The 26351-nt window shown below is 71.2% G+C and carries 21 protein-coding genes and 1 pseudogene; 6 read left to right on the forward strand and 16 right to left on the reverse strand.

Annotation, left to right across the window (positions count from 1 at the left end; translation table 11 throughout):
* Positions 1 to 323: 323 nt before the first annotated feature.
* The 8 genes and pseudogenes from ACFYMO_RS14985 to ACFYMO_RS15020 all read right to left on the reverse strand — a co-directional run bounded on the left by ACFYMO_RS14985 (position 324) and on the right by ACFYMO_RS15020 (position 9145).
* The gene (locus ACFYMO_RS14985; protein ID WP_388546608.1) at positions 324 to 719 is read right to left on the reverse strand and encodes a hypothetical protein; all 396 of its coding nucleotides are present in this window, start codon (positions 717 to 719) and stop codon (positions 324 to 326) included.
* Positions 720 to 829: 110 nt separating this feature from the next.
* Positions 830 to 1084 carry a hypothetical protein gene (locus ACFYMO_RS14990; protein WP_388546611.1) on the reverse strand — a complete coding sequence of 85 codons (255 nt, stop codon included), beginning with the start codon at positions 1082 to 1084 and terminating at the stop codon, positions 830 to 832.
* Between the two features lie 562 nt (positions 1085 to 1646).
* Positions 1647 to 2054, reverse strand: coding sequence for a hypothetical protein (locus ACFYMO_RS14995; protein WP_388546614.1), 408 nt, complete (start codon positions 2052 to 2054; stop codon positions 1647 to 1649).
* Between the two features lie 46 nt (positions 2055 to 2100).
* On the reverse strand, positions 2101 to 6471 hold the full coding sequence (locus ACFYMO_RS15000) for a DUF6531 domain-containing protein (protein ID WP_388546617.1): 4371 nt from the start codon (positions 6469 to 6471) through the stop codon (positions 2101 to 2103).
* Complete coding sequence (locus ACFYMO_RS15005; protein ID WP_388546619.1) at positions 6468 to 7031, reverse strand: hypothetical protein; 564 nt, start codon at positions 7029 to 7031, stop codon at positions 6468 to 6470. Before ACFYMO_RS15005 ends, ACFYMO_RS15000 begins: the two co-directional genes overlap by 4 nt.
* Before the next feature lie 633 nt (positions 7032 to 7664).
* Positions 7665 to 7859 carry a DUF397 domain-containing protein gene (locus ACFYMO_RS15010; protein ID WP_388546622.1) on the reverse strand — a complete coding sequence of 65 codons (195 nt, stop codon included), beginning with the start codon at positions 7857 to 7859 and terminating at the stop codon, positions 7665 to 7667.
* Positions 7860 to 8114: 255 nt separating this feature from the next.
* The gene (locus ACFYMO_RS15015; RefSeq protein WP_388546624.1) at positions 8115 to 8303 is read right to left on the reverse strand and encodes a DUF397 domain-containing protein; all 189 of its coding nucleotides are present in this window, start codon (positions 8301 to 8303) and stop codon (positions 8115 to 8117) included.
* Positions 8300 to 9145, reverse strand: a pseudogene (locus ACFYMO_RS15020) (Scr1 family TA system antitoxin-like transcriptional regulator). Before ACFYMO_RS15020 ends, ACFYMO_RS15015 begins: the two are co-directional and overlap by 4 nt.
* A 154-nt stretch (positions 9146 to 9299) precedes the next feature.
* Between ACFYMO_RS15020 and ACFYMO_RS15025 the strand changes: the two are divergent.
* Positions 9300 to 9740: an ATP-binding protein gene (locus ACFYMO_RS15025; protein ID WP_388546627.1), complete on the forward strand. Its 441-nt coding sequence runs from the start codon at positions 9300 to 9302 to the stop codon at positions 9738 to 9740.
* Between the two features lie 53 nt (positions 9741 to 9793).
* Here the strand turns inward: ACFYMO_RS15025 and ACFYMO_RS15030 are convergent, their stop codons facing one another.
* Both ACFYMO_RS15030 and ACFYMO_RS15035 read right to left on the reverse strand, forming a co-directional pair.
* On the reverse strand, positions 9794 to 13891 hold the full coding sequence (locus ACFYMO_RS15030) for an AMP-binding protein (RefSeq protein WP_388546630.1): 4098 nt from the start codon (positions 13889 to 13891) through the stop codon (positions 9794 to 9796).
* 273 nt (positions 13892 to 14164) lie between these two features.
* Positions 14165 to 15523, reverse strand: coding sequence for an MFS transporter (locus ACFYMO_RS15035; RefSeq protein WP_366774861.1), 1359 nt, complete (start codon positions 15521 to 15523; stop codon positions 14165 to 14167).
* Positions 15524 to 15625: 102 nt separating this feature from the next.
* On the opposite strand from ACFYMO_RS15035, the gene ACFYMO_RS15040 reads away from it, so the two are divergent.
* Complete coding sequence (locus tag ACFYMO_RS15040) at positions 15626 to 16642, forward strand: LysR family transcriptional regulator (protein WP_388546632.1); 1017 nt, start codon at positions 15626 to 15628, stop codon at positions 16640 to 16642.
* The gene (locus ACFYMO_RS15045) at positions 16639 to 17526 is read left to right on the forward strand and encodes a class I SAM-dependent methyltransferase (RefSeq protein WP_366774860.1); all 888 of its coding nucleotides are present in this window, start codon (positions 16639 to 16641) and stop codon (positions 17524 to 17526) included. The genes ACFYMO_RS15040 and ACFYMO_RS15045 overlap by 4 nt, the downstream gene beginning before the upstream one ends.
* 193 nt (positions 17527 to 17719) lie before the next feature.
* On the opposite strand, the gene ACFYMO_RS15050 is transcribed toward ACFYMO_RS15045, so the two are convergent.
* Positions 17720 to 18562 carry an alpha/beta hydrolase gene (locus ACFYMO_RS15050; protein WP_366774859.1) on the reverse strand — a complete coding sequence of 281 codons (843 nt, stop codon included), beginning with the start codon at positions 18560 to 18562 and terminating at the stop codon, positions 17720 to 17722.
* A gap of 86 nt (positions 18563 to 18648) precedes the next feature.
* On the opposite strand from ACFYMO_RS15050, the gene ACFYMO_RS15055 reads away from it, so the two are divergent.
* On the forward strand, positions 18649 to 19788 hold the full coding sequence (locus tag ACFYMO_RS15055; protein WP_388546636.1) for an adenosine deaminase: 1140 nt from the start codon (positions 18649 to 18651) through the stop codon (positions 19786 to 19788).
* A gap of 209 nt (positions 19789 to 19997) precedes the next feature.
* Positions 19998 to 20423 (forward strand): hypothetical protein, encoded by a 426-nt coding sequence (locus tag ACFYMO_RS15060; RefSeq protein ID WP_366774857.1) that lies wholly within the window; start codon positions 19998 to 20000, stop codon positions 20421 to 20423.
* Positions 20424 to 20607: 184 nt separating this feature from the next.
* Here ACFYMO_RS15060 and ACFYMO_RS15065 read toward each other — a convergent pair whose 3' ends face one another.
* From ACFYMO_RS15065 to afsQ1, 5 genes are all read right to left on the reverse strand, one after another.
* A complete protein-coding gene (locus ACFYMO_RS15065; protein ID WP_019357753.1) occupies positions 20608 to 20811 on the reverse strand; it encodes a PspC domain-containing protein in 204 nt (67 codons plus the stop codon).
* A 153-nt stretch (positions 20812 to 20964) separates the two neighbouring features.
* On the reverse strand, positions 20965 to 21633 hold the full coding sequence (locus tag ACFYMO_RS15070; protein ID WP_388546639.1) for a VanZ family protein: 669 nt from the start codon (positions 21631 to 21633) through the stop codon (positions 20965 to 20967).
* A gap of 245 nt (positions 21634 to 21878) precedes the next feature.
* Positions 21879 to 22748: a hypothetical protein gene (locus ACFYMO_RS15075; protein ID WP_366774959.1), complete on the reverse strand. Its 870-nt coding sequence runs from the start codon at positions 22746 to 22748 to the stop codon at positions 21879 to 21881.
* Positions 22745 to 24400 carry a HAMP domain-containing sensor histidine kinase gene (locus tag ACFYMO_RS15080; RefSeq protein WP_366774960.1) on the reverse strand — a complete coding sequence of 552 codons (1656 nt, stop codon included), beginning with the start codon at positions 24398 to 24400 and terminating at the stop codon, positions 22745 to 22747. Before ACFYMO_RS15080 ends, ACFYMO_RS15075 begins: the two co-directional genes overlap by 4 nt.
* Positions 24401 to 24542: 142 nt before the next feature.
* Positions 24543 to 25220, reverse strand: a complete 678-nt coding sequence (gene afsQ1 / locus ACFYMO_RS15085) for a two-component system response regulator AfsQ1 (RefSeq protein ID WP_019357749.1) — start codon at positions 25218 to 25220, stop codon at positions 24543 to 24545.
* 202 nt (positions 25221 to 25422) lie between these two features.
* Here afsQ1 and ACFYMO_RS15090 point away from each other — a divergent pair, with 202 nt between their 5' ends.
* Positions 25423 to 26268, forward strand: a complete 846-nt coding sequence (locus ACFYMO_RS15090) for a SigE family RNA polymerase sigma factor (RefSeq protein ID WP_366774961.1) — start codon at positions 25423 to 25425, stop codon at positions 26266 to 26268.
* Positions 26269 to 26351: the final 83 nt, after the last annotated feature.

Below are 26351 nucleotides of genomic sequence, written 5' to 3' on the forward strand. Positions count from 1 at the left end.
GCCGCGGCTTACGCCACATCCAGTACCGACCCCGGCTCATCGACGGCTGCCTCGCCGAGACCGGTCTCGCCATCAGCCCCTGACCGGAGGCGACAACACGAGTTCAACCTCAGTAGGAACTCCACGGCTTTGGCGTTGTTAAGCCATTGACCTTGCAGATTTCCGGTTCCCCGGGCTCGATCGACGGTCCACTCGCCGAAATGCCGAGTATGGGCTACGGAGCATCCCCATGCTCCCCGACACGACGAAGATCCCTTTCCGCCTTACGGCCTCAGAGATCCTTTGTGTCGTCACCGGCGCGAAGCTGGAAAAGGGGGGCGACGTCAAGATTCTGATGGGATGATTTCAACATCGAAATTCTCTCCAGCTGTCGCCCTAATCTTGACGTGCGCATAAGTGATCAGCAAGCCGTAAATCTCCCCTACGGCATTCCTAATTTCTTCAGTTTCCAGGCAGTGCCCCAGTTCTGAAGGGATGCCCTCTTCCGGCGTCCGCAGTTCCCAACTGCTCGCCGGGTAACACCAACTGGGAAGTTCTGAATCGGCGCGTTCATCCCAGTCCAAAGTCCAGTCGGTTCCCGAACTCAGATAGACGTCGATCCCGTTTGCGAGCTGCAGTCGGATCCCTTCAAGGGCGTCGGCCCCGTCCGCACCGGAACCTATATAGTAGACCCTGTCAATGGATTGTGCGGGATAAGTGCTTACGGTTTCAGTGTTCATTATTTTCTCACCCGTCGATGCGCCGTAATGGTGTCAGCGAACCGTGGGCAGGGCTGATAGTAATCGTTCTTTGAGTGTGGCCAGTCGAATGCTTGGCCGCTATTCTCGCCTCAGGGTGACTCCTCCGCTAGGAGTTTTTCCGAGAAGTTGATCAGGAAGCGCACCAAGTTGGCTGAAATGTCTTTCAGGCTGGGGTCGATGCTCAGGCGGGCCTGTGACCAGTCTCCTTCGTCCGGAATGATAATGGCGGCGAATGCGTTTCGGGGGGTGGAGGGTTCTCTATAATGGAATTCCAGCACCCGTTCCCCTGAGGTGACATCATCAAAATTAATGACTTCAATAGCCGTGTCGTCGAATTTCACCATTCGCATGAGGTGTTCTTCCCTGTTAGTCCAGAAATCCTGAGAACTCGCCTCCCGGGGTGAATCTCGCCCCTCTGCCGTCCGGTAGGCGAATGTCGACGACGTCTTGCTATTTTCCGCCGATCCTTCCACGTCCTCGTGTCTCGACGGACCTCGGGTCGGTGAGAATGTCGTCGAGCAGGTCCTGCCCTATATTGTTCCACGCGCCGGGATTCTGCTTGCCCGAGGGTACGGGCCAGCCATTCGGATTGCCGTTCCTGCTTGCATGTTTCTGGAGGGCCCGTCCGGACATCGAGTACTCCCCGCGTTTATCCGCAGGGTCGGTCTTCGATCCCGAGCGCGATGCGTGATCAACGTCGATCGAACGTAACTGTTTAGAAGTTTCAGCTGGTTGCGGGCAGCGTCCAGGGCCGTCCGGCGAAGAGGTCGCGTAGGGCGGTGAGGGGGTTGATGCCGTGTTTGCGGACGGTGGAGATGTAGGAGCGGATCCGGGCGAAGCGTCTCGCGCCGGTCAGGGTGCGCCAGGATCCGGTTTGGGGCTATCTGACCATGTTTCTATGCTGGCCTATCGGCGGACGACGAACCTGATGACAGGGCCGTCATCGGTTTCCACGACCCCTCCATCAAAATCTCTATCAGGATAGGCTGACTCCAGAGCTGCTCTCCAGAAGAAAGCAATCTCATGTGCGAGTTGCTTTTCAGATTCCATCTCGACTGGACTGCCCGTGTCGCTATCGACAAGTTGCCATAGTCTTAGCTGATTCAAGGTACTTTCTACTGCCGTGGCGTCACCATTGAGTTTTTCAAACCAGTCCGAAAAATTTTGCTCCTCATACGCACGTTCCCAGATGATGCACCCAGAGACTTCGATGAAGCGAGGATGGAAGACTCTTGCGACGGCTGCCCAGTCTGACAAATTCAGGCGATATGCAGCGTAATCGAAGAAGTCGAGATCATCGTACAGTTGATCCACGTGATTCTCCCGGTTTGATGGATCTGATCTTGCTGTTACCTCTCCCTTATGGAGGTGGGAGTTCATCGGGACGGGCGGGGCGTGGCATCTTTTTCCAGGTCCTGAATTCTTCGCCTGTTTTCGGGTTTACGTGTTTCTCCGTCTCGAGGACATGCGGTGCCGGGATTCCTGCGTGCGGCTTCGAGTCTGGGTCTACGTCCACGCGTTTCAAGGTTTTCCCCTCAGCGTCATAGACAGCATACGCTGTCACGGTTCCGTCGTCCTTTCGCCGCACCAAGATCTCGTCGGGATTTGCTGTCTTCGGGAATCTTCCGCTGTGCGGAGTCGCCTTGGACAAGTCGATCCCGCAACCGGCCAACCCGAGAGGGTCAATTTCAGAAAGAGCGTTCTTGACATACGTGGTCGGGTTGGGTGCTGGAACGAGACCGAGTGGGTCAGGTGTCAGGTACCGCGCCGTCTCGGGGTCGTAGTAGCGGAAGTAGTTGTAGCTGAGGCCGGTTTCGGGGTCGGCGTATTGGCCGGGGAAGCGTAGGGGGCAGTTCGCGGCTCCCGATGGGGTGGGCAGAGCGGTGCCCCAGAGGGTGGTGCGGGACTGCCATGCCAGGCTGCCCTCGGGGGTGAGGAGTTCGGTCGGCGTGCCCACCACGTCCGTGACGATCGCATGGAATGTGGGGTCCTGCACGAGGGGGTCGCGGGTGGTCTGGGCCAGGGGGCGGTGGGTGCCCGGTTCGTAGTCCCAGGTCGTGGTCGCGCCGTCCTCGGTTGTCTGCTCCGCCACCCGGGTGCCGTCCCAGGTGAAGGTGGTGGAGCGTTCTTCGGGTCCGGTTTTGGTGAGGCGGCGGCCCAGCGGGTCGTAGGAGTAGTGCCACTCCTCCCCGCTGGGATTGGTCGCCGATATGAGGCGGTCCTCGGCGTTCCAGGTGTAGGTCCAGGTGCGGGTCTGGCCGTTGAGGAGTTTGCGGGTCTTGCGGATGAGGCGGCCCGCGGCGTCGTGGTCGTAGGTGGTGCGACCCGCACGGCGGATCAGCGTGCCGTCGTGGCTGCGTTTGCCTGAGGAGGGGTGGGCGGGGGCCTCCGCGTGGGACTGGTTGCCTGCCGTGTCGTAGGCGTACTTCTCTGTCCAGCCGTGCGCTTGGACACCCGTTACGCGGCCCATCTTGTCGAGGTCGAAGCGACGGGTGCCGGACGTCAGTTCGCGGATCTCGGTGACGTAGCCGTCGGGGCGGTAGGCGTAGGTGCGGTGCTGGAGGAGTTCTCCGTGTGCCGCCTCCACCGTTTGGCGAGTGAGGGCGCCGGTCGCGTCCCAGCACTGGGACAGTGCCACGGTGTCCGTCAATTGGCGGTGTGTTTCGCGGCCCGCCGCGTCGTGGGTGAAGGACAGTGAGCCACCATCGGTCGTGAGGGACAGCGGGCGGTCCGCCGCGTCGTACGTCCAGGTGGAAGTGTGCCCGGCCGGCGTCGTGCGACGGGTGCGGCGGCCTGCCGCGTCGTACGCGTACGAGACCGTGCGGCCGTTGACGGTCTCCGACAGGACGCGGCCGAGTGCGTCCCGCTCCAGCGTCACCTCCGCCGCAGCGTTCGCTGTGCGAACGAGCGCACCTGCCGTGTCGTACGCGTACGTCGTCACCTCGCCGGTCGTCTCGTCGGCCTGTTCGACGGGGCGTCCGAGCTGGTCCCGCACATAGGCCAGCCGCTCGCCCATCGCGTTCGTCTGCGCGAGGAGGCCGCCTGCCGCGTCCAGTTCGTACGTCTGTGTCGCCCCGTTGAAGTCGGTCTCCGCGACGAGACGGCCCACCGGGTCGTACTCGTAGCGCCACGTCCTGCCCTGGGGATTGGTGACCTCCACCAGACGCAGCTCGGTGTCGTACGCGAAGGCGTACTTCGCGCCGTCCGGGTCGGTGCGGGTGACGGGCAGGTCGAAGTGGGTGTGGGTGTATGCGGTGGTGTGGCCTGCGGCGTCGGTGTGGGAGACGAGATTCCCTTCCCCGTCCCAGTCCCACTTCTCGATATTGCCGTCCGGGTCCTGCCGCCAGGCGGGTTTGCCTTCGATGGTCCAGCCGTGGCGGGTGGTGTGGCCCAGTGGGTCGGTGAGGGTGGTGATGCGGCCGTGGGGGCCGCGGTGGATGTGGGTGGTGTTGCCGAGGGGGTCGGTGAGGGCGGTGGGGAGGCCGGCCGGGTTGGGGGTGACGGTGGTGGTGTGGCCGAGGGGGTCGGTGACGGAGGTGAGGTGTCCGGTCTGGTTGTAGGTGTAGCGGGTGGTGGTGCCGGCCGGGTCGGTGGTGGAGGTGCGGTTGCCCTGGTCGTCGTAGGTGTGCCGCCACAGGCCGCCGTTGGGGTCGCGGATCTCCAGCGGGAGGCAGTCGTCGTCGTAGAGGGCGGTGGTGGTGCTGCCGTCGGGGCGCTGGATGCGGGTGAGGTTGCCGGCCTCGTCGTAGGTGTAGCGGGTGGTGCGGCCCAGCGGGTCGGTGACGGCCACCGGGTGGCGGTTGGCCGCGTCCCATTCGGTGCGGGTGGTGTGGCCGAGGGTGTCGGTCTCGGCGACGATGCGGTGGGCCTCGTTGTGGACGTAGAGGGACTGGTGGCCCTGGGAGTCGGTGTAGCGGGTGGTGCGGGCCGCCTGGTCGTAGTGGAAGCGGCCCGAGAAGGTGCCGTCGGGTCCGATGGTGCGCAGGACGCGGCCGCGGTGGTCGTAGACGTAGCCGAAGGCGGTGCCGTTGCGGTCCGTCCACGAGGTGATGCGGTGGGCCTCGTCGTAGCGGTAGCGCAGCGGCTGCCCGGTGGAGTTGAGGATCTCGGCGAGGTTCCCGGCCGGGTCGTAGCGGTAGGAGACCAGGCGGGTGCTGCGCTCCTCGTCGGATTGGTGCAGCATGCGCAGCGCGGTGATCCGCATCAGGTCAGGATCGGTGTCCACCGCGATCCGGTAGCCGCCCGAGTGGGTCACCCGCTGCGGTGCGCCGGTCTGGTCGTAGGTGATGTCGATGCGGTTGCCCGCCCGGTCGCTGATCGCGCGCAGCGCCAGTTCGCGTCCGCCGGCGGGCAGCGGGGCGAAGTGCAGGGTGCGGTTGCGTTCGGGTGCGGTGATCGTCATCGTGCCGTCCGGCTTGCCGTCCCAGCACAGCGGCCACCGGGGCCCGCTGACCGGCAGTGCCGGTACTTCCGCCTCGGGCACCGGATAGCTGAGCACCATCCCGTCGTCCGCGACGAAGACGGTCCCCCGCTCGTCCAGCTCCACCCGCTGATCCAGCGTCCCCGCCCACGTCGGCCCGAACCAGCCCCCGCACGGATGCCCCGACACATAATGCCGCTCCAACAACAACGGCAGATCCCCGGGCAGAGCAACATCCGTCGTGGAGGTGAACATCTCACCGCTCACCACATCGACCGGATCGCTCTCGCCGGTCCGCTCGCCGTTGCCCACGTCGCTCTGGTCCGGCCCGTCCGCCCGGTCCCGCGCGCTGCCGTCGCGGCGCAGCGCCCGCTCCCGGCTGGCCAGCCGTTTCGCGGCATCTTTGGCTGCGGAACCTCCCTTGCGCAGAGCACTGCCGACCCCGCCGGTCGCCAGTGCCATCAGCAGGTCCGGGGTGAGCTGTCCCGCCGCACGGGAGGGGTTGCGCTGCCACTCCTCCCAGTTGACGACCGCCTTGGCGAACTCCTTGGGATGCTGCGCCGCGTAGACCGTGCCGTCCGCCATGCCGGCGAGCTGCATGGACGCGCCGCCGTAGCCGTCCTCGAAGAAGTACTCGCCTTGCTTGTACATGCCGCGGATGCTCTCGGCCGCACCGCTGAGGAAGTCCTGGCCCCGTTCATGGACGCCTGCCATGCCCTTGGGCGGGTCAGGGGCCTTTTCCGCTGCCTGCTCCAGCTTTCGCTTCGAGACGTCGACGACGCCCTGAAGCTCCTTTTCCAGGATGTCCAGACGGCGGTAGCAGTCACTGAGCGCGGAGACGCCGGGGTCTTCGTCCGGTGGCTTGTCCGGCAGGTCCTCGTCCTTGCGGGCCACGGCTGCGTCGTACTCGTGGGACTGCGTGACGTACTTCTTCGAGGCCGCCCGAGCAGCGTCCGCGTCCGTGATGATCGGCTTGACCCGCTTATGGACGGAGCGGAGTTTGTCCGCGTAGGCATCGAGGGCGTGAGCAGCCGAGAGGAAGTGCTTGCGCGCCCTTTTCAGTTCCTTCGGCAGGACCTCGATGGCGTCGGTGAAACTCTCGGAGGCCGCGCCGGTCCATGCCATCCGGGAGAGGACTGCCAGTTTGTCGTTGCCGTCCTTGAACGCACCCGCGTAGGCACGCAGCTTGACGACCAGATCATCGACCTTGTCCGGATCGCCGGGTATGACGTCGTCGGGCTTGGCGTGCGGCGGTATGCGCTCGGTGGGGCTGCCCGGTGAACTGCCCTCTGTCGCGTCCTTCGAGGTCATGCGATCTTGGGTTTCCCCTCCTCCTTGGGGCCCCCGCCGTCGACGAGCCACCCCTTCCCGGTACCTTCGCCGTCCTTGACCCGGGGCTTCGAGGGCATCTGCGGCTCGTCCTCCCACTGCTCCTGGAGGCTCTTCGGTGCCGGGTCGAAATCACCCCGGTCCTTGTTATTCCACGCCCGCAGTCCGTGGTCGCCCGTCGGAAGTTTCGCCATGTTGTCTTCCGTCGGGGAGAAGTCCTTCACTCGCAGCAGGTCGGCCATGATGTAGGCGGAGATGACCTGTTGCAGCGTCTTGAGGATGTCTTCCGTGTGCTCGGCGAGACGGCCCATGCCGAAGCCCCACTCGGAGAGCACTTCCTTGGCGGGCTTCTCGATCTCGATGGTGGCCGCGAGGTGGATGTCGGCAGCCATCGGCTTCCAGTCGTCCTTGATCCGGTGGGCGGCGAGGACGGACTCCTGCAGCGGCTCCATGACCTTGCGGACTGAGGAGATCTCCAATGCGTAGCCGTCACCCGGTTTCGGGCCGCCCGGCCCGTGTTGCGGCTTGTCGTCCCCCGACATACCCGTTTCCTTCCCCCGCCGCCCGCGAGTTCGGCCGTCTCCGAGACGCTGCTCCCCCGCTCGGCCGTCTCCGGCACGAGGAGCCGGGCGGAGACAAGAGGGCGAGGGACCCTGACCGCCCTCGCCGCGCTGCTGCGGATTCTCCCCCTCCGCAGCGTCACCGTACGGACACCGGGAGATATGTTCGCACATCCGTGCTGCAGGCGGGGTGGCGATTCACCGCGGGCGCGGGGGCCGCTACTCCGGCGGGGTCAGCAGCTTGCCTGCTTGGGCTGGCTTCCGGTTGGCCCATGGTGCCGTGGATGCAGGGGAGGTCGTGGACGGTGAGGGTGCCGGTCAGATGGGGGGCCAGGCGTCGGGGGCGGGTGCCAGTTCCCGGGCGGTGCCGGCGGTGCGGAGGCAGGATGAACTGTCCGGCAGTGAGCTGTCCTCAAGCGTTGCTGCGTCAGCACGGGTGCGCAGAAGTCCAGTTGATGGCGTTGCGGCCGGTCCAAGAAAGGGCGCGGGCGGCGGGCCGCTCAGCCGAGCATGAAGACCCCGGCGAGCAGGGCGAACTGGTACCGGCTGCGAGTGGCCGCTCGGTGGCGGGGCGGACGGGTGGTGCTCCGCCCCGCCGGTGGCTGAGTGGTCAGCTCACAGGGCGGTGGTTGCCGTCTGTGCGGTGAAGGCTGCCCATGCGGTGGGCGAGACGGCGAGGGGGCGGATCCCGGTGTCCTTCGAGTCGCGGACGTGGACCGTCTCCGACTCGACAGCGACCTCGACGCAGTTGCCGCCGCTGTCGTCGCTGTAGCTGCTCTTGAACCAGGACAGGTCATCGGCCGTGCTCATAGCGCTCCTCATCTCCGCGTTCGTCCGGCTTCCCATCTCCAGGATGCGATCGAGGGGCTGCGGGTGGCATCCGTGCCGCCCAAGCATTGGTCCAGAAGGCATTGGTCGACAACGAAGCCGAAGGCGCTGTTCGGCCGCTCAACCGGGCAAGAAGGCCGTCGCCGAGCAGGACGAACTGGTACCGGGCGACGAGTAACCGCTGGGTGGCGGGGCGGACGGGTGGTGCTCCGCCCCGCCGACGGCTGAGTGGTCAGCTCACAGGGTGGTGGTCGCCGTCTGCGTGGTGAAGGCTGCCCATGCGCTGGGCGAGACGGCGAGGGGGCGGATCCCGGTGTCCTTCGAGTCGCGGACGTGGACCGTCTCCGACCCGACAGCGACCTCGACGCAGTTGTCGCCACTACTGCCGCTGTAGCTGCTCTTGTGCCAGTCCAGTTCGGTGCTCATAGCGCTCCTCGCATCTGCTTCAGCAGGCTCACCGAGGCTTCGTGGCTCAGGGCCTGTGAGCGCATCTTGCCATAGCGCTGGAGCATTGCACTGACAGCTTTCGGGTCGGTGAGGAGAGCGCTGCTCTCGTGTCCCTCCACGTACCCGACCCACTCGTTGGTCTGTGTTTCTGCCAGGTACATCTGGCCGTCAGCACCTACGTGCTCGGGCTGGTGAACCGGCATGAGTTGGATCTCTACATTGATCCGGCTTCCCATCTCCAGCAGGTGGTCGATCACCGCGCGGGTCACCTCGGGGCCGCCCAGATCGCGTTCGAGAAGGTACTGCTCGATGATGAAGCTGAAGGCGGTGTTGGGGCGCTCGACCAGAAGGTTCTGGCGTTCCAGCCGGGCAGCCACCTGCCAGTCGATCTGCTCCGGGGTGAGGGGCGGCAGCCTGCGTTCGGACAGGCCCCTGATGTACGCCTCCGGCTGCAACAGCCCCGGGATCGCCCGGCACTCGTAGGCGTACAGGGTGATCGCTTCCTCTTCGATGCCCGCCCACTGCTGGAACCAGGAGGCCAGTCCGGCCTTGCGCCGCAGGCTCTTGGCGGCGGCTTTGAGGACCTTGGCCGCGAGGGGGCCCAGTACCGGTTCGGACCGTTACGGCAGGTCGCCCGGAGGGAACCGCTTGCCCTGTTCGATCTTGGCGACGTAGTGGGTCGAGTAGCGGATGCGTGGGGCGAACTCCTCCTGGGTGAGATCCGCCTCGTCGCGCAGGGCCTTCAGTACCGAGCCGAAGGTCTTGAGTCCGTCCGAGACTTCGGGTTCGCTGGGTGCGGTCGCGTCCTGGTCCGACGTCATCGTCGCGTGCCTTCCGTGCCGTGTGCCTTCCCCGCTCAACCTGTTCAGGGTCACGGACGGTGGCGGGCCCAGTCCAGTGTGTGAACCAGTGCAGCGGGATCTGTACCGGTGCCGTATCTGTCAGTGACCAGGGCGTCCCGGAACGCTGAGGATCATGCACGTTCCCCGGGCCGAAGCGCCCCTCACCACCGATGTGTTCGTACAGCGGTTCTCCGCGACCCGGCGCGGTGCGCGGCTCGCGCGCCGGCTGGCCGCGTGGCAGCTCGATGTGTGGGGCGTGCCGTACGGCGCCCCGCTCTCCGAGGCGGTGACGCTGATCGTCGCGGAGCTCAGCTCCAACGCGGTGCTGCACGGCCGCGTTCCGGGCCGTGACTTCGAACTGCGGCTCCTCCGCGACCGGGAGAACGGGCGGGTACGGGCCGAGGTCTCCGACACCTACCCCGGACTGCCCGTAACGCTGGCGCCCTCCACGCACCAGGACTGGGGGCGCGGCCTGCTGCTCGTCGACGCGCTGGCCTCCCGGTGGGACGTGAGCGCGCGGCCGGGTCCGGGCAAGACCGTCTGGGCCGAGGTGGACGCCCCCGGGCACGCCTGACCGGCGCGCCCGGTTGCAGGCGGTGCGGGGATCCTCCGCCCGCCCGGGGGCCGCTACTCCGGCCGAGCCAGCAGCGGACTCAGCAGGCGGCCCACCTCGGCCATGGCTTCCGGTTGGCCCATGGCGCTGTGGGTGCAGGGGAGGTCGTGGACGGTGAGGGTGCCGGTCAGGTGGGGGTGCCAGGCGTCGGGGGCGGGTGCCAGGTCCGGGGCGGTGCCGGTGGCGCGGAAGTAGTGGGCGTCGCCCCGGTGGACGGCCGGGGTCCAGGTCGGGCGGAGCGAGGCATAGTGCGCCAGCATGCGGGTGACGGCCGTCAGCCGGGTGTCGTCGGGCAGGTCGTGGCCCATGGCCTCGGTGATCAGGCGCCGCACCACGGCCGGGCCGGCGTCCGGGTCCAGGCGCGGGGTGCGGTCGAGCGGTGCCGCGTCCAGCAGGGCGAGGACGTCGACGTGTTCGCCCTCGTCCTGGAGCCGGGCGGCGACGGCGTGTGCCAGTGCGCCGCCCAGTGACCAGCCCAGCAGCCGGTAGGGGCCGCTGGCTTGGACGGAGCGGACGCGGGCGGTGTAGGCGGAGATCAGGTCGGGGAAGGTGGCGGCCGACTCGTCCCCGGCGCGCAGGCCCTGCGCCTGCAACGCGTAGACGGGGACGGACGGCGGCAGGTGCGGGGGCAGTGTGGCGTAGCACCAGCCCAGTCCGCCCGCCGGGTGGACGCAGAACAGCGGCGCCTCCGTGCCGTGGGTGCGCAGCGGCAGCAGCATCTCGTAGGCGTCCGGCGCGCTGTCGGCGCTGTCGGTCCCTTCCCCGGACGGGTGCGGGTGGGCGGAGGCGTCCAGCCGTTTGGCCAGTTGGCCCGGGGTGGGGGACTCGTAGAGGGCGCCGAGGGAGAGTTCCGCGCCCAGTTCGGCGTGGACGCGGCCCAGCAGGCGGGTGCCGGAGAGGGAGTGGCCGCCCAGGGCGAAGAAGTCGTCGTCGGGGCCGACGCGGGGCAGGTCCTCGGGGCTCCTCGGCGGCAGTTCGAGGACCTCGGCGAACAGGGCGCACAGGGCTCGCTCCCGGTCGGTGGCCTGCCGCTCGCGGGGTGCGCGGGCGGCGGGGAGGAGCGGGGCCGCGGCGGTGTGCAGCGCGGTGCGGTCCAGCTTGCCCTGAGGGGTCATGGGCAGCGCCTCGTGGGTATAGAAGGCGGCGGGCACCATGGCGGACGGCAGCCGGGCGGCGGCCCAGGCGCGCAGCTCGACCGGATCGAGGGCCGGGGCCTGATCCGGGTGCTGCTGACCCGTCCGAGGTGCGGGCACCACGTGTGCGGCCAGCCGCACGGTGCCGGTCGCCGCGCCCTCGGCGGCCGGCTGTGCGGCGACGGCGACGTGGGCGATGTGCGGGTGCCGGGCCAGTACCGTCTCGACCTCCTGGGGTTCGATGCGTACGCCGTGCACCTTCAGTTGGGTGTCGGAGCGGCCGAGGTACTCCAGTACGCCGTCCTCCGTCCAGCGCACGAGGTCTCCGGTGCGGTACCGGCGGGCGCCCGGCGGGCCGTGCGGGTCCGGGCCGAACCGCTCCGCCGTCGGACCGGACGCGCCCAGGTAGCCGCGGGACACCTGGGCGCCGCCGAGGTGGAGTTCGCCGACGACGCCGGGTGGGGCCAGGTGTCCGTGCCGGTCGAGGACGTAGGCGCGCATGTTGTGGCCGGGGCGTCCGATGACCGGGTGCGGGCCCTGCTCGTCCAGACGGCACCAGACGGCGTCGACCGTGCACTCGGCCGGGCCGTAGCAGTTGTACACGGACGTGTCCGGAAGCGCGCGCAAGCGCTGCCACAGTGTGGGGTCCAGCGCCTCACCGCCGACGATCAGCGCCGACGGGCGGTGCCCGGCGGAGTCCAGGAGCCCGGCGGCGAGCAGTGCGCGCACATGGGTGGGGGTGAGGGCGAGCAGGTCGATGCGCTGTTCCCGGATCAGCGCGGCGAGCGCGTCCGGGTCGTGGCGTACGGCGTCCTCGATCAGGTGGAGCCGGTATCCGGCCGCCAGGCACAGCCACCCCTCCCAGGAGGCGTCGAAGCAGAACGAGGCGGTCTGCGCGGCCCGCAGCCGGCGCCCGGGTCCGGACGAGGACGAGGGCGGGGACGAGGGCGCGGGGGACGAGGGCGCGGGCGAGGAACCGGGCGCGGGCGCGGGCGCCGCGGGGGGCAGGAGGGCGGTGCGGTGGTCGTGGTACAGGTTGGCCAGCTGCCGGTGCTCGACCTGTACGCCCTTGGGGCGGCCGGTCGTGCCGCTGGTGAAGGCGAGGTAGGCCACGTCGTCCGTCCGCAACGCGCGGGGCCGGTCGCGGTCGCCGGGGTCGGTGGCCGGCTGCTGCTCCAGGGCCCGTACGGTCGCCGCCGCGCCGAGGTCGAGGAGCGTGTGCGGCGGACGGGAGTCGGCGCAGGGTGGTTCCCCGGCCGCCAGCACGCACACGGGCGCGGCGTCGGCGAGCATCTGCCGGGTGCGGGCCACCGGGTGGTCGGCGTCCAGCGTCAGGCAGGCGGAGCCGGACTTGAGGACGGCCAGCAGTGCGACGGCGTAGTCGGCGGTGCGGGGCAGTACGAGCGCGACGGTGCTGCCGGGGCCCGCGCCGCGGGCGAGCAGCAGGTGGGCGAGCCGGTTGGCGCGCGCGTTGAGTTCGGCGCGGGAGAGGGCGACGGCGGCGGTGCCCGTGCCGCACACCAGCGCGGTCGCCGCGGGTTCCTCGCGCACCCGCTCCTCGAAAGCGGTGTGCAGCAGCTCTTGGCCGAAATCGGCCTCGGGCCCGCGGCCCCACTCCAGGACGCGCGTCCGCTCCTGCGGCGTCAGCAGTTCGATGTCGGCCAGCGGTGTCGCCTCGGTGGCGTCGGTGAGGGTGTGCAGCAGCGCGAGGAAGCGGCGGTGGTGTGCGGCGATCCGCTCGGCCGGGTAGATCTCCGGATCGGACTGGAAGTCGATGCGCAGGGAGCCGTCCGAGGGGCGGTCGTAGACGTTGACGGCCATGCCGGTGACCGGGCCGTTGGAGAGGTTGTGCAGCGTGGCGGGGTGGCGGCCGAAGCTGATCTGCGGGTCGTGCAGCATGACGTTGATGCCCCAGTCCTCCATCCTTCCGGCCGTCGGCCGCCGCGCGTGCGGGCCGCGTACCAGGTGGACGTACGAGTAGCGCTGGTGCCGCAGCAGCGTCTTGGCCTGTGCGGCGGTCTTGCGCAGCAGTTCGCCGACGGTTCCGCTGGACGGCTGCGGGACGCGCAGCGGCAGCACGTTGGCGACCATGCAGGGGACGTCGCGGCTGGCCGGGCCGCGCGCCGCGACGGTCACGTCCACGACCGCGTCCTCCCGCTGGTCGTCAGCGAGCCGCTGGACGTAGAGGGCCAGCGCCGCCATGGCCACGGTCGCGAGCCCGGTGCGGGCGCTGCGGGCCAGCGCGCGCAGCTTTCCGGCCGTCTCCGGGTCCAGATGGCCGGTCTCCCGTACGAAGGAGGGCGCCGGCCTGGGCAGCCGGCCCGGCGCCTGGTGGGTGACCGCGGCGCACCGCTCCAGTTCGCCGGACCAGTAGTCGCGGTCCCGCCGCATCCGCTCGGAGCCCGCGTAGGCGGCTTCTTCCTCCAGCGCCTGCCGCAGCGGCGCCAGCCGGGTGGGCGGTACGGGGGCACCGGCCTCCAGCGCGGTGTAGACCTCGGCGACGCGCGGCAGGAACAGGCTGGTGGCGTAGCCGTCCATCAGGATGTGGTGGCTGCTGATGTAGAGGAGGTAGCGGGCGTCGCCGGTGCGCAGCAGTCCGAACGAGAACAGTCCGGCGCCGCGCATGTCCAGCGGCGACTCCAGGTCCGCCCGCATCCAGGAGTGTGCCGTGGCCCAGGGGTCGGCCTCGTGCCGCAGATCGAGGCGGTGCAGCGGCCAGTCCGCGCAGGGCTCGACGAGCTGCCGGACACCGCCGTCCCCTTCGGGGCCCTCGGGGACGAACCGGACGCGCAGCGCCTCCGTCTCCGCGACGGTGCGGCGCAGGGCACGCTCCAGCAGTTCCTCGTCGACGGCGCCCCGGATCTCGATCACCTCGGCGGGCCGGAGGCAGGGGCTGTCCGGCGCGAGCTGCTGGGTGAACCACATCCCCGACTGCGCCGCCGTCAACGGCAGACCCTCACCGATGTCGAACCTGGCCATCCGTACCAACTCCCGATCGCAGCCTCACGTCTGGGAGCACAACGAGACGGACGGGGGAGAGGGCACCTTTCGGGGACAGATGTTTCGAACATGATGCGGCGGCGCACGGGCAGGGCCGTTCGGGTGACGTTCCTCCGGCGCACTTCGGCGACTTGCCGCGCCCTCCGCCGCGCGCCGCGCCCTCCGCCGCGCACTGCGCCGTCTTCTGCCGCGCGCCCCGCTGTTCTCCGCCGCGCGCCGCCCGGGACCGGTACGGCGCACGGCGGAACCGGGTCAGGCGCGGGCCGGAACCGCCGCGCGGCGGCTCGCGTACAGGGTGATGCCGGCCGCGAGGACCATGGCGCCCAGCGCCAGCGCGACCGTGGCGGCCCAGCCGGCCGCGGCGAAGGCGACGGCGCCCAGTGCGCCGCCCAGGGAACTGCCCACGTAGTAGCTCATCTGGTACAGCGCGGACGCCTGGGCGGCCCCGTGTGCCGCGGTACGGCTGACCGAGCCGGAGGCCACCGCGTGCCCGGCGAAGAACCCGGCGGTGATCAGCACGAGCCCTGCCACGACGGCCGCGACGCTGTCCGCGAGGCTGATCAGCAGCCCCGCGGACGCGGTGCCGATGCCCAGGTAGAGGGTGCCGCGCCGGCCGAGTCGCGCATTGAGCCGCCCGGCGGTGGCGGAGGCGGCCGTGCCCACCAGGTAGATGGCGAAGACGGAGCCGACCAGGCCCTGCGAGAGCCCGAACGGTTCGGCCACCAGCCGGTAGCCGATGACGGTGTAGACCGCGCCGAAGACCACCATGAACAGCAGTCCGATGGCGTACAGCCGCAGCAGCAGCGGGTTGCCCAGGTGCGTGCGCACGGTCGCGGCGACCCGGCGCGGGTGCAGCGGAGCGGGGGTGAAGTGCCGGGCGGGCGGGACGAGGAGCCGGAAGGCGACCGCGCACAGCAGCGAGGTGACGGCGACGGCGCCCAGCCCGGCGCGCCAGCCCCACGCCTCGGTGACCCATCCGGTGAGGATCCGCCCGCTCATCCCCCCGACGCTGTTGCCCGCGACGAACAGCCCGACGGCGCCCACCAGATGCCGCGCCCGCACCTCGTCGGACAGGAACGCCATGGCCGAGGCGGGCACCCCGGCGACGGCTGCGCCCTGGAGCGTCCGCAGCGCGATCAGCACCGGCAGGCTGGGCGCGAAGGGGATGACCAGGGCGAGGGCGACCGCCACCGCCAGGGAGGCGGTCAGCATCCGGCGGCGTCCGAACCGCTCGGAGAGCGCCGCCAGCGGCAGCACCGCGACGGCGAGCCCGACGGTCGCACCGGAGACCGTCCAGCTCGCCTGCTCGGGGGCGGCGTGCAGCGCCTGCGAGATCTCGGGGAGGAGCGCCTGGGTGGAGTAGAGCAGCGCGAAGGTGGACAGTCCGGCGGCGAAGAGCGCCAGCCGCATCCGCCCGTGCCCGGGGTCGCCGGGGCTCAGCTTGGACGCGTCGGAGTGCTCGGGGGGAGCGGCATCGGGAGCGGCTGAAGCATCGGGAGCGGCTGGAGCGGCGACGGCAATGGCGGGGGAGGCGTCCGTGACAGGGGAGGCGGGACCGGCGGGGGAGGCGTCCACCGGACCGGAGGACGCCTCGGTATCGAGAGCAGGCATGCCCCGAACGTACGACCCGGCCTTTCATCCGTCCAATGCATGAAAGTGCGACAATCGATCCCCTCACGCATCATCGCAGCCAGCCGACAGCGGGAGCGCCCTGTGTCACCGCCGCGCAACAAGAATGACCCCTCGGCCACGGCGCCGCGCCAGGCCGCTCCGCCCTCGGCGCTCTCCCTCACCCCGCGGTTGGCGCAGTTCGCCGCGGTGGCCCGGCACGAACACGTCACCCGTGCCGCGCAGGAGCTGGGCATCCCGCAGTCCTCCCTCAGCCGCGCCCTGGCCCGGCTGGAGGAGGACCTGGGAGTCGCCCTGTTCGCCCGGCACGGCCGTACGCTCTCCCTCACCCCGGCCGGCCGCACCTTCCGGGCCTCCGCGGAACGCGCCCTGGCCGCCGTCGAACAGGCCGCCGAGGACGTGCGGTCCGACGCCGACCCCGCCACCGGCAAGGTCGCCTTCGGCTTCCTGCACACCCTCGGCTGGGAGACGGTCCCCGAACTGCTGCGTGCCTTCCGCGCCGACCATCCGCGGGTCCGCTTCGCGCTGGTGCAGAACTACGGCGAGGCCATGCTCGAGCGGCTCCGCGCGGGTGAACTCGACCTGTGCCTCACCTCGCCCATGCCGGAGGCGCCGGACCTGGTGGCCCGGCGGCTGGACGAGCAGCGGCTGCGGCTGGTCGTACCGGACGACCACCGGCTCGCCGCGCGCAGGCGGGTACGGCTCGCCGAGGCCGCCGAGGAGTCCTTCGTCACCCTGGAGCCCGGCTACGGGATGCGGCGCATCCTCGACACGCTGTGCGCCGAAGCCGGGTTCACCCCGCGGATCGCCTTCGAGGGCGAGGAGGCCGAGACGATCCGCGGGCTGGTCGCCGCCGGGCTCGGCGTCGCGCTGCTGCCGCCGCCGGTCTTCCCGCGGCCCGGCGTGCGCGAGCTGACGGTGACCGCGCCGCGCGCCGTCCGCGAGATCGGGCTCGCCTGGCTCGCGGGGCGCCCCGACCCGCCGCCGGTCGCCGCCTTCAAGAAGTTCCTGCTCGGCCGCAGGGGACGGCTCCTGCGCGCCCCGTCGCCCCACCCCGTCCCCGACCGGTCCGCACCCCCCGCCCCCGAGGAGCGCCCATGACCCCCCACCCGCACCGCCCCCAGCACACCGGACCCACCGGGACCGAGCCCGACTGGGACGCGCTGGCCGTGCATCTCGAACGGGAGGCGGAGCTGAAGGTGCCGGTCCTGGAGGAGGCCGCGGCCTGGCTGCACGACCTGCTCGGGCCGCTCGACGTCACCCGCGTCCTCGACCTGGGCAGCGGCCCCGGGGTCACCACCGTCGCACTCGCGCACGCCTTCCCCGGTGCCGAGACCGTCGCGGTCGACGGCTCACCCGTGCTGCTGGAGCGGGCCCGTGCCCGCTCCGAACGGGAGGGCCTGGCCGACCGCATCACCACCCGCGCGGCCGAACTCCCCGCCGCGCTGCCGGACCTGGGGACCGCCGAACTCGTCTGGACCAGCAACGTCGTCCACCACCTGGGGGACCAGCGCGCCGCGCTGGAGGCCTTCGCCGCGGTGCTGCGCCCCGGCGGGGTGCTGGCGGTGCGCGAGGGCGGGCTGCCCACCCGGTTCCTGCCCCGCGACATCGGTCTCGGGCGCCCCGGCCTGCAGGCGCGCCTGGACGCCGCCGAAGAGGACGGGTTCAGCGCGATGCGCGCCGAACTGCCCGACCACACCCACGCCGTGGAGGACTGGCCCGCGCTGCTGGTCGCCGCCGGACTCGCACCCACCGGCAGCCGCACCTTCCTCACCGACCTCCCGGCCCCGCTGGACCCCGTCGCCCGCGCCCATGTGCGCGCCCGCGTCGAGCGTCTCCGCCAGAGCCTGGCGGACGACCTCTCCGCCGAGGACCTGGCCACCCTCGACACCCTGCTCGACGACGGCTCCGCTGAGGGCCTCCTGCGCCGCCCCGACGTCTTCTTCCTGACGGCGACCACCGTGCACACGGCGGTACGCACCTGAGGGGTCCGCTTCCGGCCGCCGCCGCGCGCCGGTCCGCCGCTCGCGCCCGTGCTGTCGCCGGTGGGCTGCCGTCCCCGCGGAGCCGTGCCGGAGCGGGCCCCTGTGCCCTGTGCCCCGGGCCTTGGGCCCTGGCCCGGGGCACGGGCCCGGTGCCGCCGCGGAAGGCGCGGTGGCAGGTCCAGCGGTGCTGCGGCTAGCGCAGGTTCTTCCCGAAACCGCTCGCGAGAGGCATCCGCAGCCCCAGCGGCGGCGGCGCGGCCAGCGCGTCGGTGAGCGGGCGGCACAGGTCGCGGCCGCAGAGCGTGCCGAGCGCGAAGTCCTCGGTCAGCGCCGCGACCTCGGCGGCGTAGCCGCGCAGGCCGTGTCCGTCGGTGTGCACCTCGAAGCGGCACACCCGGGCGTTGAGCTTCTTCGCACGCTCCGCGAGCCGGAAGGACAGTTCGGGGTCGCAGCGGGTGTCGTTCGTCCCGTGCACGATCAGCACGTCACGCCCGCGCAACTGCTGCACGGGCTCCTCGCCGTCCCCGCCCCCGCTCCCCTCGGCGGGCCCGCCTCCTTCCGCCGGCCCGCTCCCGCTCCGGTGCTCGTCCGGGTCCGCCCGCAGCAGCGGCCCCAGGGCGACGGCGGAGGCGACCGCCTCGTGCCCCGCGGCGCGCAGTGCGGCCAGGGCGCCGACATCGGTGCCGACGAGGCACACCGGGATGTCGCCGTACCGCCGCACCACCTCGGCGACCGCGTCCTCCGCGTCGGCCGCGCAGTCCGCCGTGCGGCGTGCGGCGTCCGCTCCGGGGCGGTTCCGGCGTCCGTTGCGGTAGTGCACCAGGTGGGTGACCACGGGGTCGTCGTCCGAGGTCGCGCGCCCCAGCCGACGCGCCAGCGGCAGCGCGGAGGCCGCCGCCAGCACGCTTCCGCCGCGGGCGCCCCCGGAGGATCCGCCGCCCGGCAGGACGAGGACGGCGGCGTGCGGGGCCCTTCCCACGGCCCCGCGGGGCCTTCCCAGTCGTGAGTCCCTCTCGGGCGAAGCTCGCTGAGCCATGGCGCAACAATGGCACGGCCGCACGCGTACGTAAGGCAGTTGGGAAAGCACATGCGATCTACGCGCGTAGGAGCTACAGTGCCGTGATGGTAAGCGAATCTTCGAGCACCGTCCCCACCAAGGAGCAGATCCACCGGGCACCCAAGGTCCTGCTCCACGATCACCTCGACGGCGGGCTGCGCCCCGCGACGATCGTCGAGCTGGCCCGCGAGACCGGATACGACGCGCTCCCGGCGACCGACGCGGACGAACTGGAGGTCTGGTTCCGCGAGTCCGCCGACTCCGGCTCACTGGAGCGCTATCTGGAGACGTTCACCCACACGGTGGGCGTCATGCAGACCCGCGACGCGCTCTTCCGGGTCGCCGCCGAATGCGCCGAGGACCTGGCCGCCGACGGCGTGGTCTACGCCGAGGTCCGGTACGCACCCGAGCAGCACCTGCTCGGCGGGCTCACCCTCGAACAGGTCGTCGAGGCCGTGGACGAGGGGTTCCGCGAGGGGGAGCGCCGCGCCCGCGCAGCGGGCAACCGGATCCGGGTCGGCGCGCTGCTGACGGCCATGCGGCACGCCGCCCGCGCCCTGGAGATCGCCGAGCTGGCCAACCGCTACCGCGACCTGAGCGGCCCCGGCGTGGTCGGATTCGACATCGCGGGCGCCGAGGCGGGCCACCCGCCGACCCGCCACCTGGACGCGTTCGAGTACCTCAAGCGCGAGAACAACCACTTCACCATCCACGCGGGTGAGGCGTTCGGGCTTCCCTCCATCTGGCAGGCCCTGCAGTGGTGCGGCGCCGACCGGCTGGGCCACGGCGTGCGGATCATCGACGACATCCAGGTCGCCGCGGACGGATCGGTGAAGCTCGGCCGTCTCGCCGCCTACGTGCGCGACAAGCGCATCCCGCTGGAGCTGTGCCCCTCCTCCAACCTGCAGACCGGAGCCGCTCCGTCCTACGCGGAGCACCCCATCGGACTGCTCCGGCGGCTGCACTTCCGTGCGACGGTGAACACGGACAACCGGCTCATGAGCGGCACGAGCATGAGCCGCGAATTCGAGCACCTCGTTTCGACGTTCGACTACACGCTGGACGACATGCAGTGGTTCACGGTCAATGCGTTGAAGTCGGCGTTCATTCCTTTCGATGAACGTCTCGCCATGATCAACGATGTGGTCAAGCCCGGTTACGCCGCGCTGAAGTCCGAGTGGCTCTTCCAGGACGCACCCCGCTGACCCCCTGTGACCAGCGGTTCAGCCGTCGCCGCACCCTCCGTGCGGGGCGGCTGGGCCGGTGCCGCGCGGAGCCGGAAAGCGCCGCGTGGCGGCGACTTACGGCAGCACCGGGGTGTTTGCGGCCCCTCGGAATTCCTGGCTACGTTCGCCGGGCTGCTCAAGCCCTTTTCCGGGTTGCTCAAGCCCCCATTCCGAGGACGTAGAAACTGATGAAGCAGGTAGCCAAGAAGACCCTGGGTGTCGCCGCGATGAGCGCGGCGGTCGTCGTGGCGGGCGCCGGTGCCGCCTCCGCGCTCCCCGTCGAAGGTCTCGGTGCCCCCACCGACGTGGTCGGCACCGACGCGGTGGGTGCCGGTGGCCGGGCCCTGGGCCCGCTCGCCCAGACCGCGGGGCAGACCCTCGGGAGCCTCCCCCTCGAGGAGGCCACCCAGGGCCTTCCGGGCGGGCTCTCGCAGCCGGTCGGTGTCGCCCAGGAGGCGCTGTCCGGCGCGCTCACCGGCACCCCGCTGGACGCCACCGAGAAGGTGGCCGGCCAGGCGCAGAAGTCCGTCGAGGGCAAGAGCTCCGCACCCGGCGGCGGCATGATCGGCGGGCTGCCGCTGGGCAGCGCCCTGCCGGTCGGCGGCTCGCACTGACCTGACACGTTCCTGCTCACGGGCAGGCATGGTCCGGACACGCGTGGCGGCGGGCACCCCTCGGGGTGCCCGCCGCCACGTGCTGTCGCCGTTCGTGCGGAGCCGCCGGCGGACAGCCGGGCAGACGGCTGTCCGCCGGCCCACCGGACGGCCCGCAGCCGGTCACCGGGCGGCTACCAGGCGATCACCAGGCGGAGCTGTGTGTGCGCCCCTCCTCCGGGAGGAGGATCCACAGCGCGAGGTAGAGCAGGAACTGCGGTCCCGGCAGCAGGCACGAGACGAGGAAGATCACCCGCATCGTGGTGGGTGTGGTGCCGAACCTGCGGGCCAGTGCGGCGCACACGCCGGCGATCATCCGGCCTTCGGTGGGGCGGGCGAGTGTGGACATGAGGAACGCTCCTTAGCTCTCCGGTCCGGTGCGGCTGCGCGATTGCGCTGTCTGCGCCGGGCGGTTGCCCTGTGGGTGCCGCCGCGGCCGTCGCCGCGTGTGCTGACGTCCTGCTTTCGACGGTAGACCGGACAGAGGGTGCGAAACCTCCCCTCAGGGGGCTGTTCCGACCCTGGTCGTTCTCGGGGTCGCACCCTGAGCTTTCCCCTCCCGCAGTCGGAGCCCGGCCCGCGGTGACGTGCCCCCGGAGCCCGCTCCCCTGGACAGCCGGTCGGTCATCCGCCCGCCCGTCAGCCGCACCTCCGCGGTTCCGGCGCCCCCGGTGCGGTCGGCCGCGGTCCCGGCGTCCCCGGGCAGTTCCGCGCCGAGCCGCTCGGTTCCCCGCCGTCCGGTCCGGAGCGGGTCGGCCCGGCCGGGGCCGCCGCTCCGGTGCCGCAGCCTGCGCCGCAGCGGCGGGAAGGCGAATCCGACGGTCAGCGCCACCCCCGTGGCGTTCAGGAGCATCGCGTCGACATCGGCCACGTGCCCCGGTACCCCCGACTGCGCCAGGGTGAGGACGACCGAGAGCATCGCGCCCGCGAAGATGGTCCTGGTCACGGTGCCCGGCAGCCCCCGGTGCAGCCGCCCGGTGGCGAGCGGCAGCAGGACGCCCAGCGGCGCCAGCAGCAGCAGATCGCCGCCGATCCCCGTCAGCGCGGCGCGCGGACCGTCGGACAGATCGGTGCGGATGGTGGCCAGCGGGTGCAGCTGGGCCGGCGTCACCCAGGGCACCGCCAGCGGGCGCAGCGTCAGCCAGCCGACGAGACACAGATGCGCCGCCAACAGGAGGAGTCCCGCGAGGCGGATTCGGGAGGCGGCGGAGGTCGGGCCGCCGTGGCCTAGGCGCTGCACGTCACTGAAGACGCCCTTCCGTTCCGCCGCGGTTCCGGCGCGGTGTCCTGAGCGGGTCAAGGCTCTGTCACACGCGTGTTCCAGCGGCTGTCGGCCTTGCCCCTACCGTCCCTACCGTCCTGCCCGCATCTTGCGCCTCGGCCACCCCGGGTAACCGGGTGCCCGGGGCGCCGCGCTCACACCTGGGTGCCGGCCGACTCGGCGGACCGGGGGTGGGTGCGCAGCGACGTCCCGCACTCGTAACGGCGCAGCGGCGAGCGCGCCCCGCCGTCGGCGCCCTCCGCCTCGCTGACGGCGTCGTCGCCGCCCGTGGCACGGCCGCCGGCGGGCCCGCCGAGTACCACGCCGCCCTCGGCGTCGGCCGCCGAGGTGACCGCGTACGTGCACACGATCTGCGCCAGCGCGTAGGGCGGCAGCTCCTCCAGCGGCTCACTCAGCCGCAGCGCCTCGTCCGGGTCGCCGTCCGTGCCACCGCTGACCGTCAGCCTGCGCGGTACGGCCGTCTCGAAGCCCGCCGTGTCCTCCGCCGGTTCCGGCCGCTGCCGCAGCTCGTCCAGCAGCTTCCGGGCCACCGGCAGCCGCCGGGCCGAGGAACGTCCGCCGGGCATCCGTACCTTCCGCTCGACGGGCGAGACGCGCGCCCCGCACACCAGGTAGACCCGGACGACGGACGCTCCGCCGCCGCCCTCCGGGCTCTCGTGGTCGTCCGGCAGCACACAGCCCACCCGGGACGGCGCGGCCCCCGCGTCCACCGGCACCGACGTGGCCCGGATGCCGCACCCGGCGGCCAGCGGGACGAGGAGCGACAGCGCCAGGGCCCCCAGCGCCGCGCGGCGCAGCCCCCGGACGGGCCGCCGTCCGGCGCCCGGTGCCAGGCTTTCCAGCACCCGGCCTCCCGGTACCCGGCCTCCCAGCACCCGGCGCCGCGGGAATGCGGGCGCGGCGAGCGGCGCGGGCGCCGAGACCGGTGCGGGTGCGGGCGCGGCTTCGGGCGTGGGACGCGGGGTGGTGTCCGGCCTCGTGCGGTGGGTCGTACGGTCGCTCATCGGTCACCTCCCCGGTCCCGTCCCTCATCCCGGCGTGGGTCGTCGCCGGAGTCGCCCCCGGCCTCGTCCGCGTGCCCGGCACCGTCCTCCCGCTCCTCGCCGCCCTCCCGCTCCTCGGCGATCCGGCGGGCGTCGCGGGGCAGCCGCAGGGTGAAGACCGCGCCGCCCTCCCCCTCGGGTGCGTTGTGCGCGGTGATCTCACCGCCGTGGATGTGGGCGTTCTCCATCGCGATGGACAGGCCCAGACCGCTGCCCTCGGAGCGCGGCCGGGAGGCGCTGGCCTTGTAGAAGCGGTCGAAGACGTGCGGCAGTACGTCCTCCGGGATGCCCGGGCCCTGGTCGGCGACCTCGATCACCAGCTCGTCGCCGCCTCCCGCGACTCCGGCGCCGTCCTCCCGCCGCCGGGTCCGCACCGAGACCCGCACCGGGGAGCCGCCGTGCTTGAGTGCGTTGCCGATCAGATTGGCGAGGATGACATCGAGGCGGCGCGGGTCGAGCCGGGCCATGATGCCGCGGTCGGCGTCCAGTTCCACCGCGTCCAGCCAGGCACGGGCGTCGATGCAGGCGGTGACCTGGTCCGCGACGTCCACGTCGTCCAGCACCAGCTTGGCCGTGCCCGCGTCGAAGCGGGTGACCTCCATCAGGTTCTCCACCAGGTCGTTGAGCCGCCGGGTCTCGCTCACCACGAGCTGCACGGCCGGAGCGATCATCGGATCGAGATTCTCCTGCTCCTCCTCCAGCACCTCGGTGACCGCGGAGATCGCCGTCATCGGGGTCCGCAGCTCGTGCGACATGTCGGCGACGAAGCGCCTGCTGGACGCCTCCCGGGCGCTCAGCTCGGCGACGCGCTGCTCCAGCGAGGCGGCCGCGTCGTTGAACGTGCGGGAGAGCTGCGCCAGTTCGTCCGTGCCCGAGACGCGCAACCGCGTCTCCAGTTTGCCCTCGCCCAGCCTGCGGGCCGCGTCGCCCAGCCTTCGCACCGGCCGCAGCACGGTGGTCGCCGCCGCCTGGGCCAGCAGCATCGCGCCGATCAGGGCCAGCGCCGTGGCGATCCCCAGCGACCAGGCCAGCGAGTTGAGGTCGTCGCGCTCGGGTCCCAGGGACTTGAGCAGGTAGCCGGTGGGGGTCGGCTCGTCGCCCACCACCTTGGCGCCGCCCACCAGGTACGGGTCGCCGTCCAGCGTGATCCGCTGCCAGTACAGGTGGTACGGGTGTTTGTTCTTCTCGTCGACGGTGCGCTTCTTGGCGACGGCCCTGCGCAGTTGCCCGGGGACGTCGCCGAGGGTGAAGTCGTCCTCGTTGGAGGCCGTGGCGCAGGTCTTGCCGTCCTCGGTGCGGTCGATGAGCAGCACCTGGTAGTTCTGCGAGCTGCGGGCCATCTTGGCGGCGGCCTCGCGCAGTTCCTGGCAGCTCAGCTTGCGGGGCAGGTTGCCCGCGTTGTCCTCCATCGCCTTGCGGAAGTCGTTGAGGGACGCGTTCTGGGCACGGGTGAGCACCGCGTCGCGGTTGAGCCAGTAGGCGATGCCCGAAGCGGAGACGGCGGCGGTGAGCGCCACCAGTGCGAAGACGACGACCAGCCGCAGTCGCAGAGTCGGCAGCACACCGGCGAGGCGGGTGCTCAGCCGCCCGCCGGTGGAGTGAGCTTCGGTCACGCGGCGGATCCGTTCGCCGTGCACGCCGCCGGCGTCCCGCCCGGTCCCGTGGCGTGCGCCCCCGTCGTGCCCGCCCCCGTCGTGCCCGGTTCCGTCACGCGTGGTGCTGTCGCGGATGCGGGCGCCCCGGGGTGTCGTGCGCTCACTGGGGGACGTCCAGCCGGTAGCCGACACCCCGCACCGTGCGGATCAGGGTGGGCGAGGAGGGCACGTCCTCGACCTTGGCCCGCAGCCGCTGCACACAGGCGTCGACCAGCCGCGAGTCGCCCAGGTAGTCGTGTTCCCACACCAGCCGGAGCAGCTGCTGCCGGGAGAGGGCCTGACCGGGCCGCCGGCTCAGCTCCAGCAGCAGCCGCAGCTCGGTCGGCGTCAGTTGCAGGTCCTCGCCGTTCTTGGTGACCGTCATCGCCGAGCGGTCGATCACCAGCGAGCCGAACGTCGCCGCGTCGTTGGACTCCCGTTCGCCGCGCCGCATCACGGCGCGGATGCGCGCGTCCAGCACCCGGCCCTGCACCGGCTTGACGACGTAGTCGTCCGCGCCCGACTCCAGGCCCACCACGACGTCGATGTCGTCGCTGCGCGCGGTCAGCAGGATGATCGGCAACTGGTCGGTACGGCGGATGCGGCGGCACACCTCGAAGCCGTCGATGCCCGGCAGCATCACGTCCAGCACGATCAGGTCGGGGCGCTGCTCGCGCAGCAGTTTCAGGCCGTCCTCGCCGGACGCGGCAGTCACCACGCGGTGCCCCTGGCGGGTCAGACCCATCTCCAGGGCGGTACGGACAGCGTCATCGTCCTCGATCAGCAACAGGAAAGGCACGCGCGCCATTCTGGCCCATGGCCCACCCATAGTTCGACCGGCGGTCGCCGCAGCGCAGCGACACGCCCGCCGACCTGCGCAGTATGCGGTCCGCTGAGCCTTGTGACACCGCTGTGACAGACGGGGGACCTGGCGATGAAGTCGGGGCGGCAATGTTTACGGGGTCAAGCAAGCGACTGGGTCTGCTCCGAGGGGGCGCGAGATGAACACACTGCACGGCACCAACACGAGCGCAGTCCTTCACACGCGTCTGCACCTCCCCTCGGTTCCCGCTCAGCAGACCCGGTCTGCCGAGAAGCCCGGTTCCGTGAGCGGACGGGGGTGCGCTCGCGGTGCGGCGCGTATGCGTCCGCGGACCGTCTTCGGTCCCGTGGTCGAGGGGCTCCGGGGGGAGGCCCCCGGGGGGACGGGGGAGAACGGGAGCAAGGGGGGCTCCCGGGAACGTGGCGAGTACAGGGAGGCGGCCGTCCTGGGGACGGCCGAGGCGCCCACGGGGGACGCCGTCGCGGACGGTGCGGACGCGGACGCCGAAGCGGCGTTCACCGCGTACGTACGCGAGCGCCGGGCCTCCCTGTACGCCACCGCCTACCACCTCACCGGTGACCGGTACGAAGCGGAGGATCTGCTGCAGAGCGCCCTCTTCTCCACCTACCGGGCCTGGTCACGGATCAGCGACAAGGCGGCACTCGGCGGCTACCTGCGCCGCACCATGACCAACCTGCACATCAGCGCCTGGCGCCGCCGGAAGCTGAACGAGTACCCGACCGAGGAGCTGCCGGAGACCGCCGGCGACCAGGACGCCATGCGCGGCACCGAACTGCGCACCGTCCTGTGGCAGGCCCTCGCCCGGCTGCCCGAGCTGCAGCGCACCATGCTGGTGCTGCGCTACTACGAGGGGCGCACCGACCCGGAGATCGCCGAGATACTGGACATCAGCGTCGGCACGGTCAAGAGCAGCATCTGGCGCTCACTCCGCCGCCTCCGCGACGACGAGGTCCTCAGCTTCGGCCGGGACCAGGAGGAGAGCTTCGGCGAGCTGGTCGCCTGACGGCGCACCGCTCGGCCGCACGGACGGTCCTCCGGCCGCCCCTCGGGGACATGGGGCGCAAGGGGGATACGGGGGAAACGGGG

Origin of the sequence: Streptomyces sp. NPDC007025 (assembly GCF_042869455.1) — a bacterium.
Classification (GTDB): Bacteria; Actinomycetota; Actinomycetes; order Streptomycetales; family Streptomycetaceae; genus Streptomyces.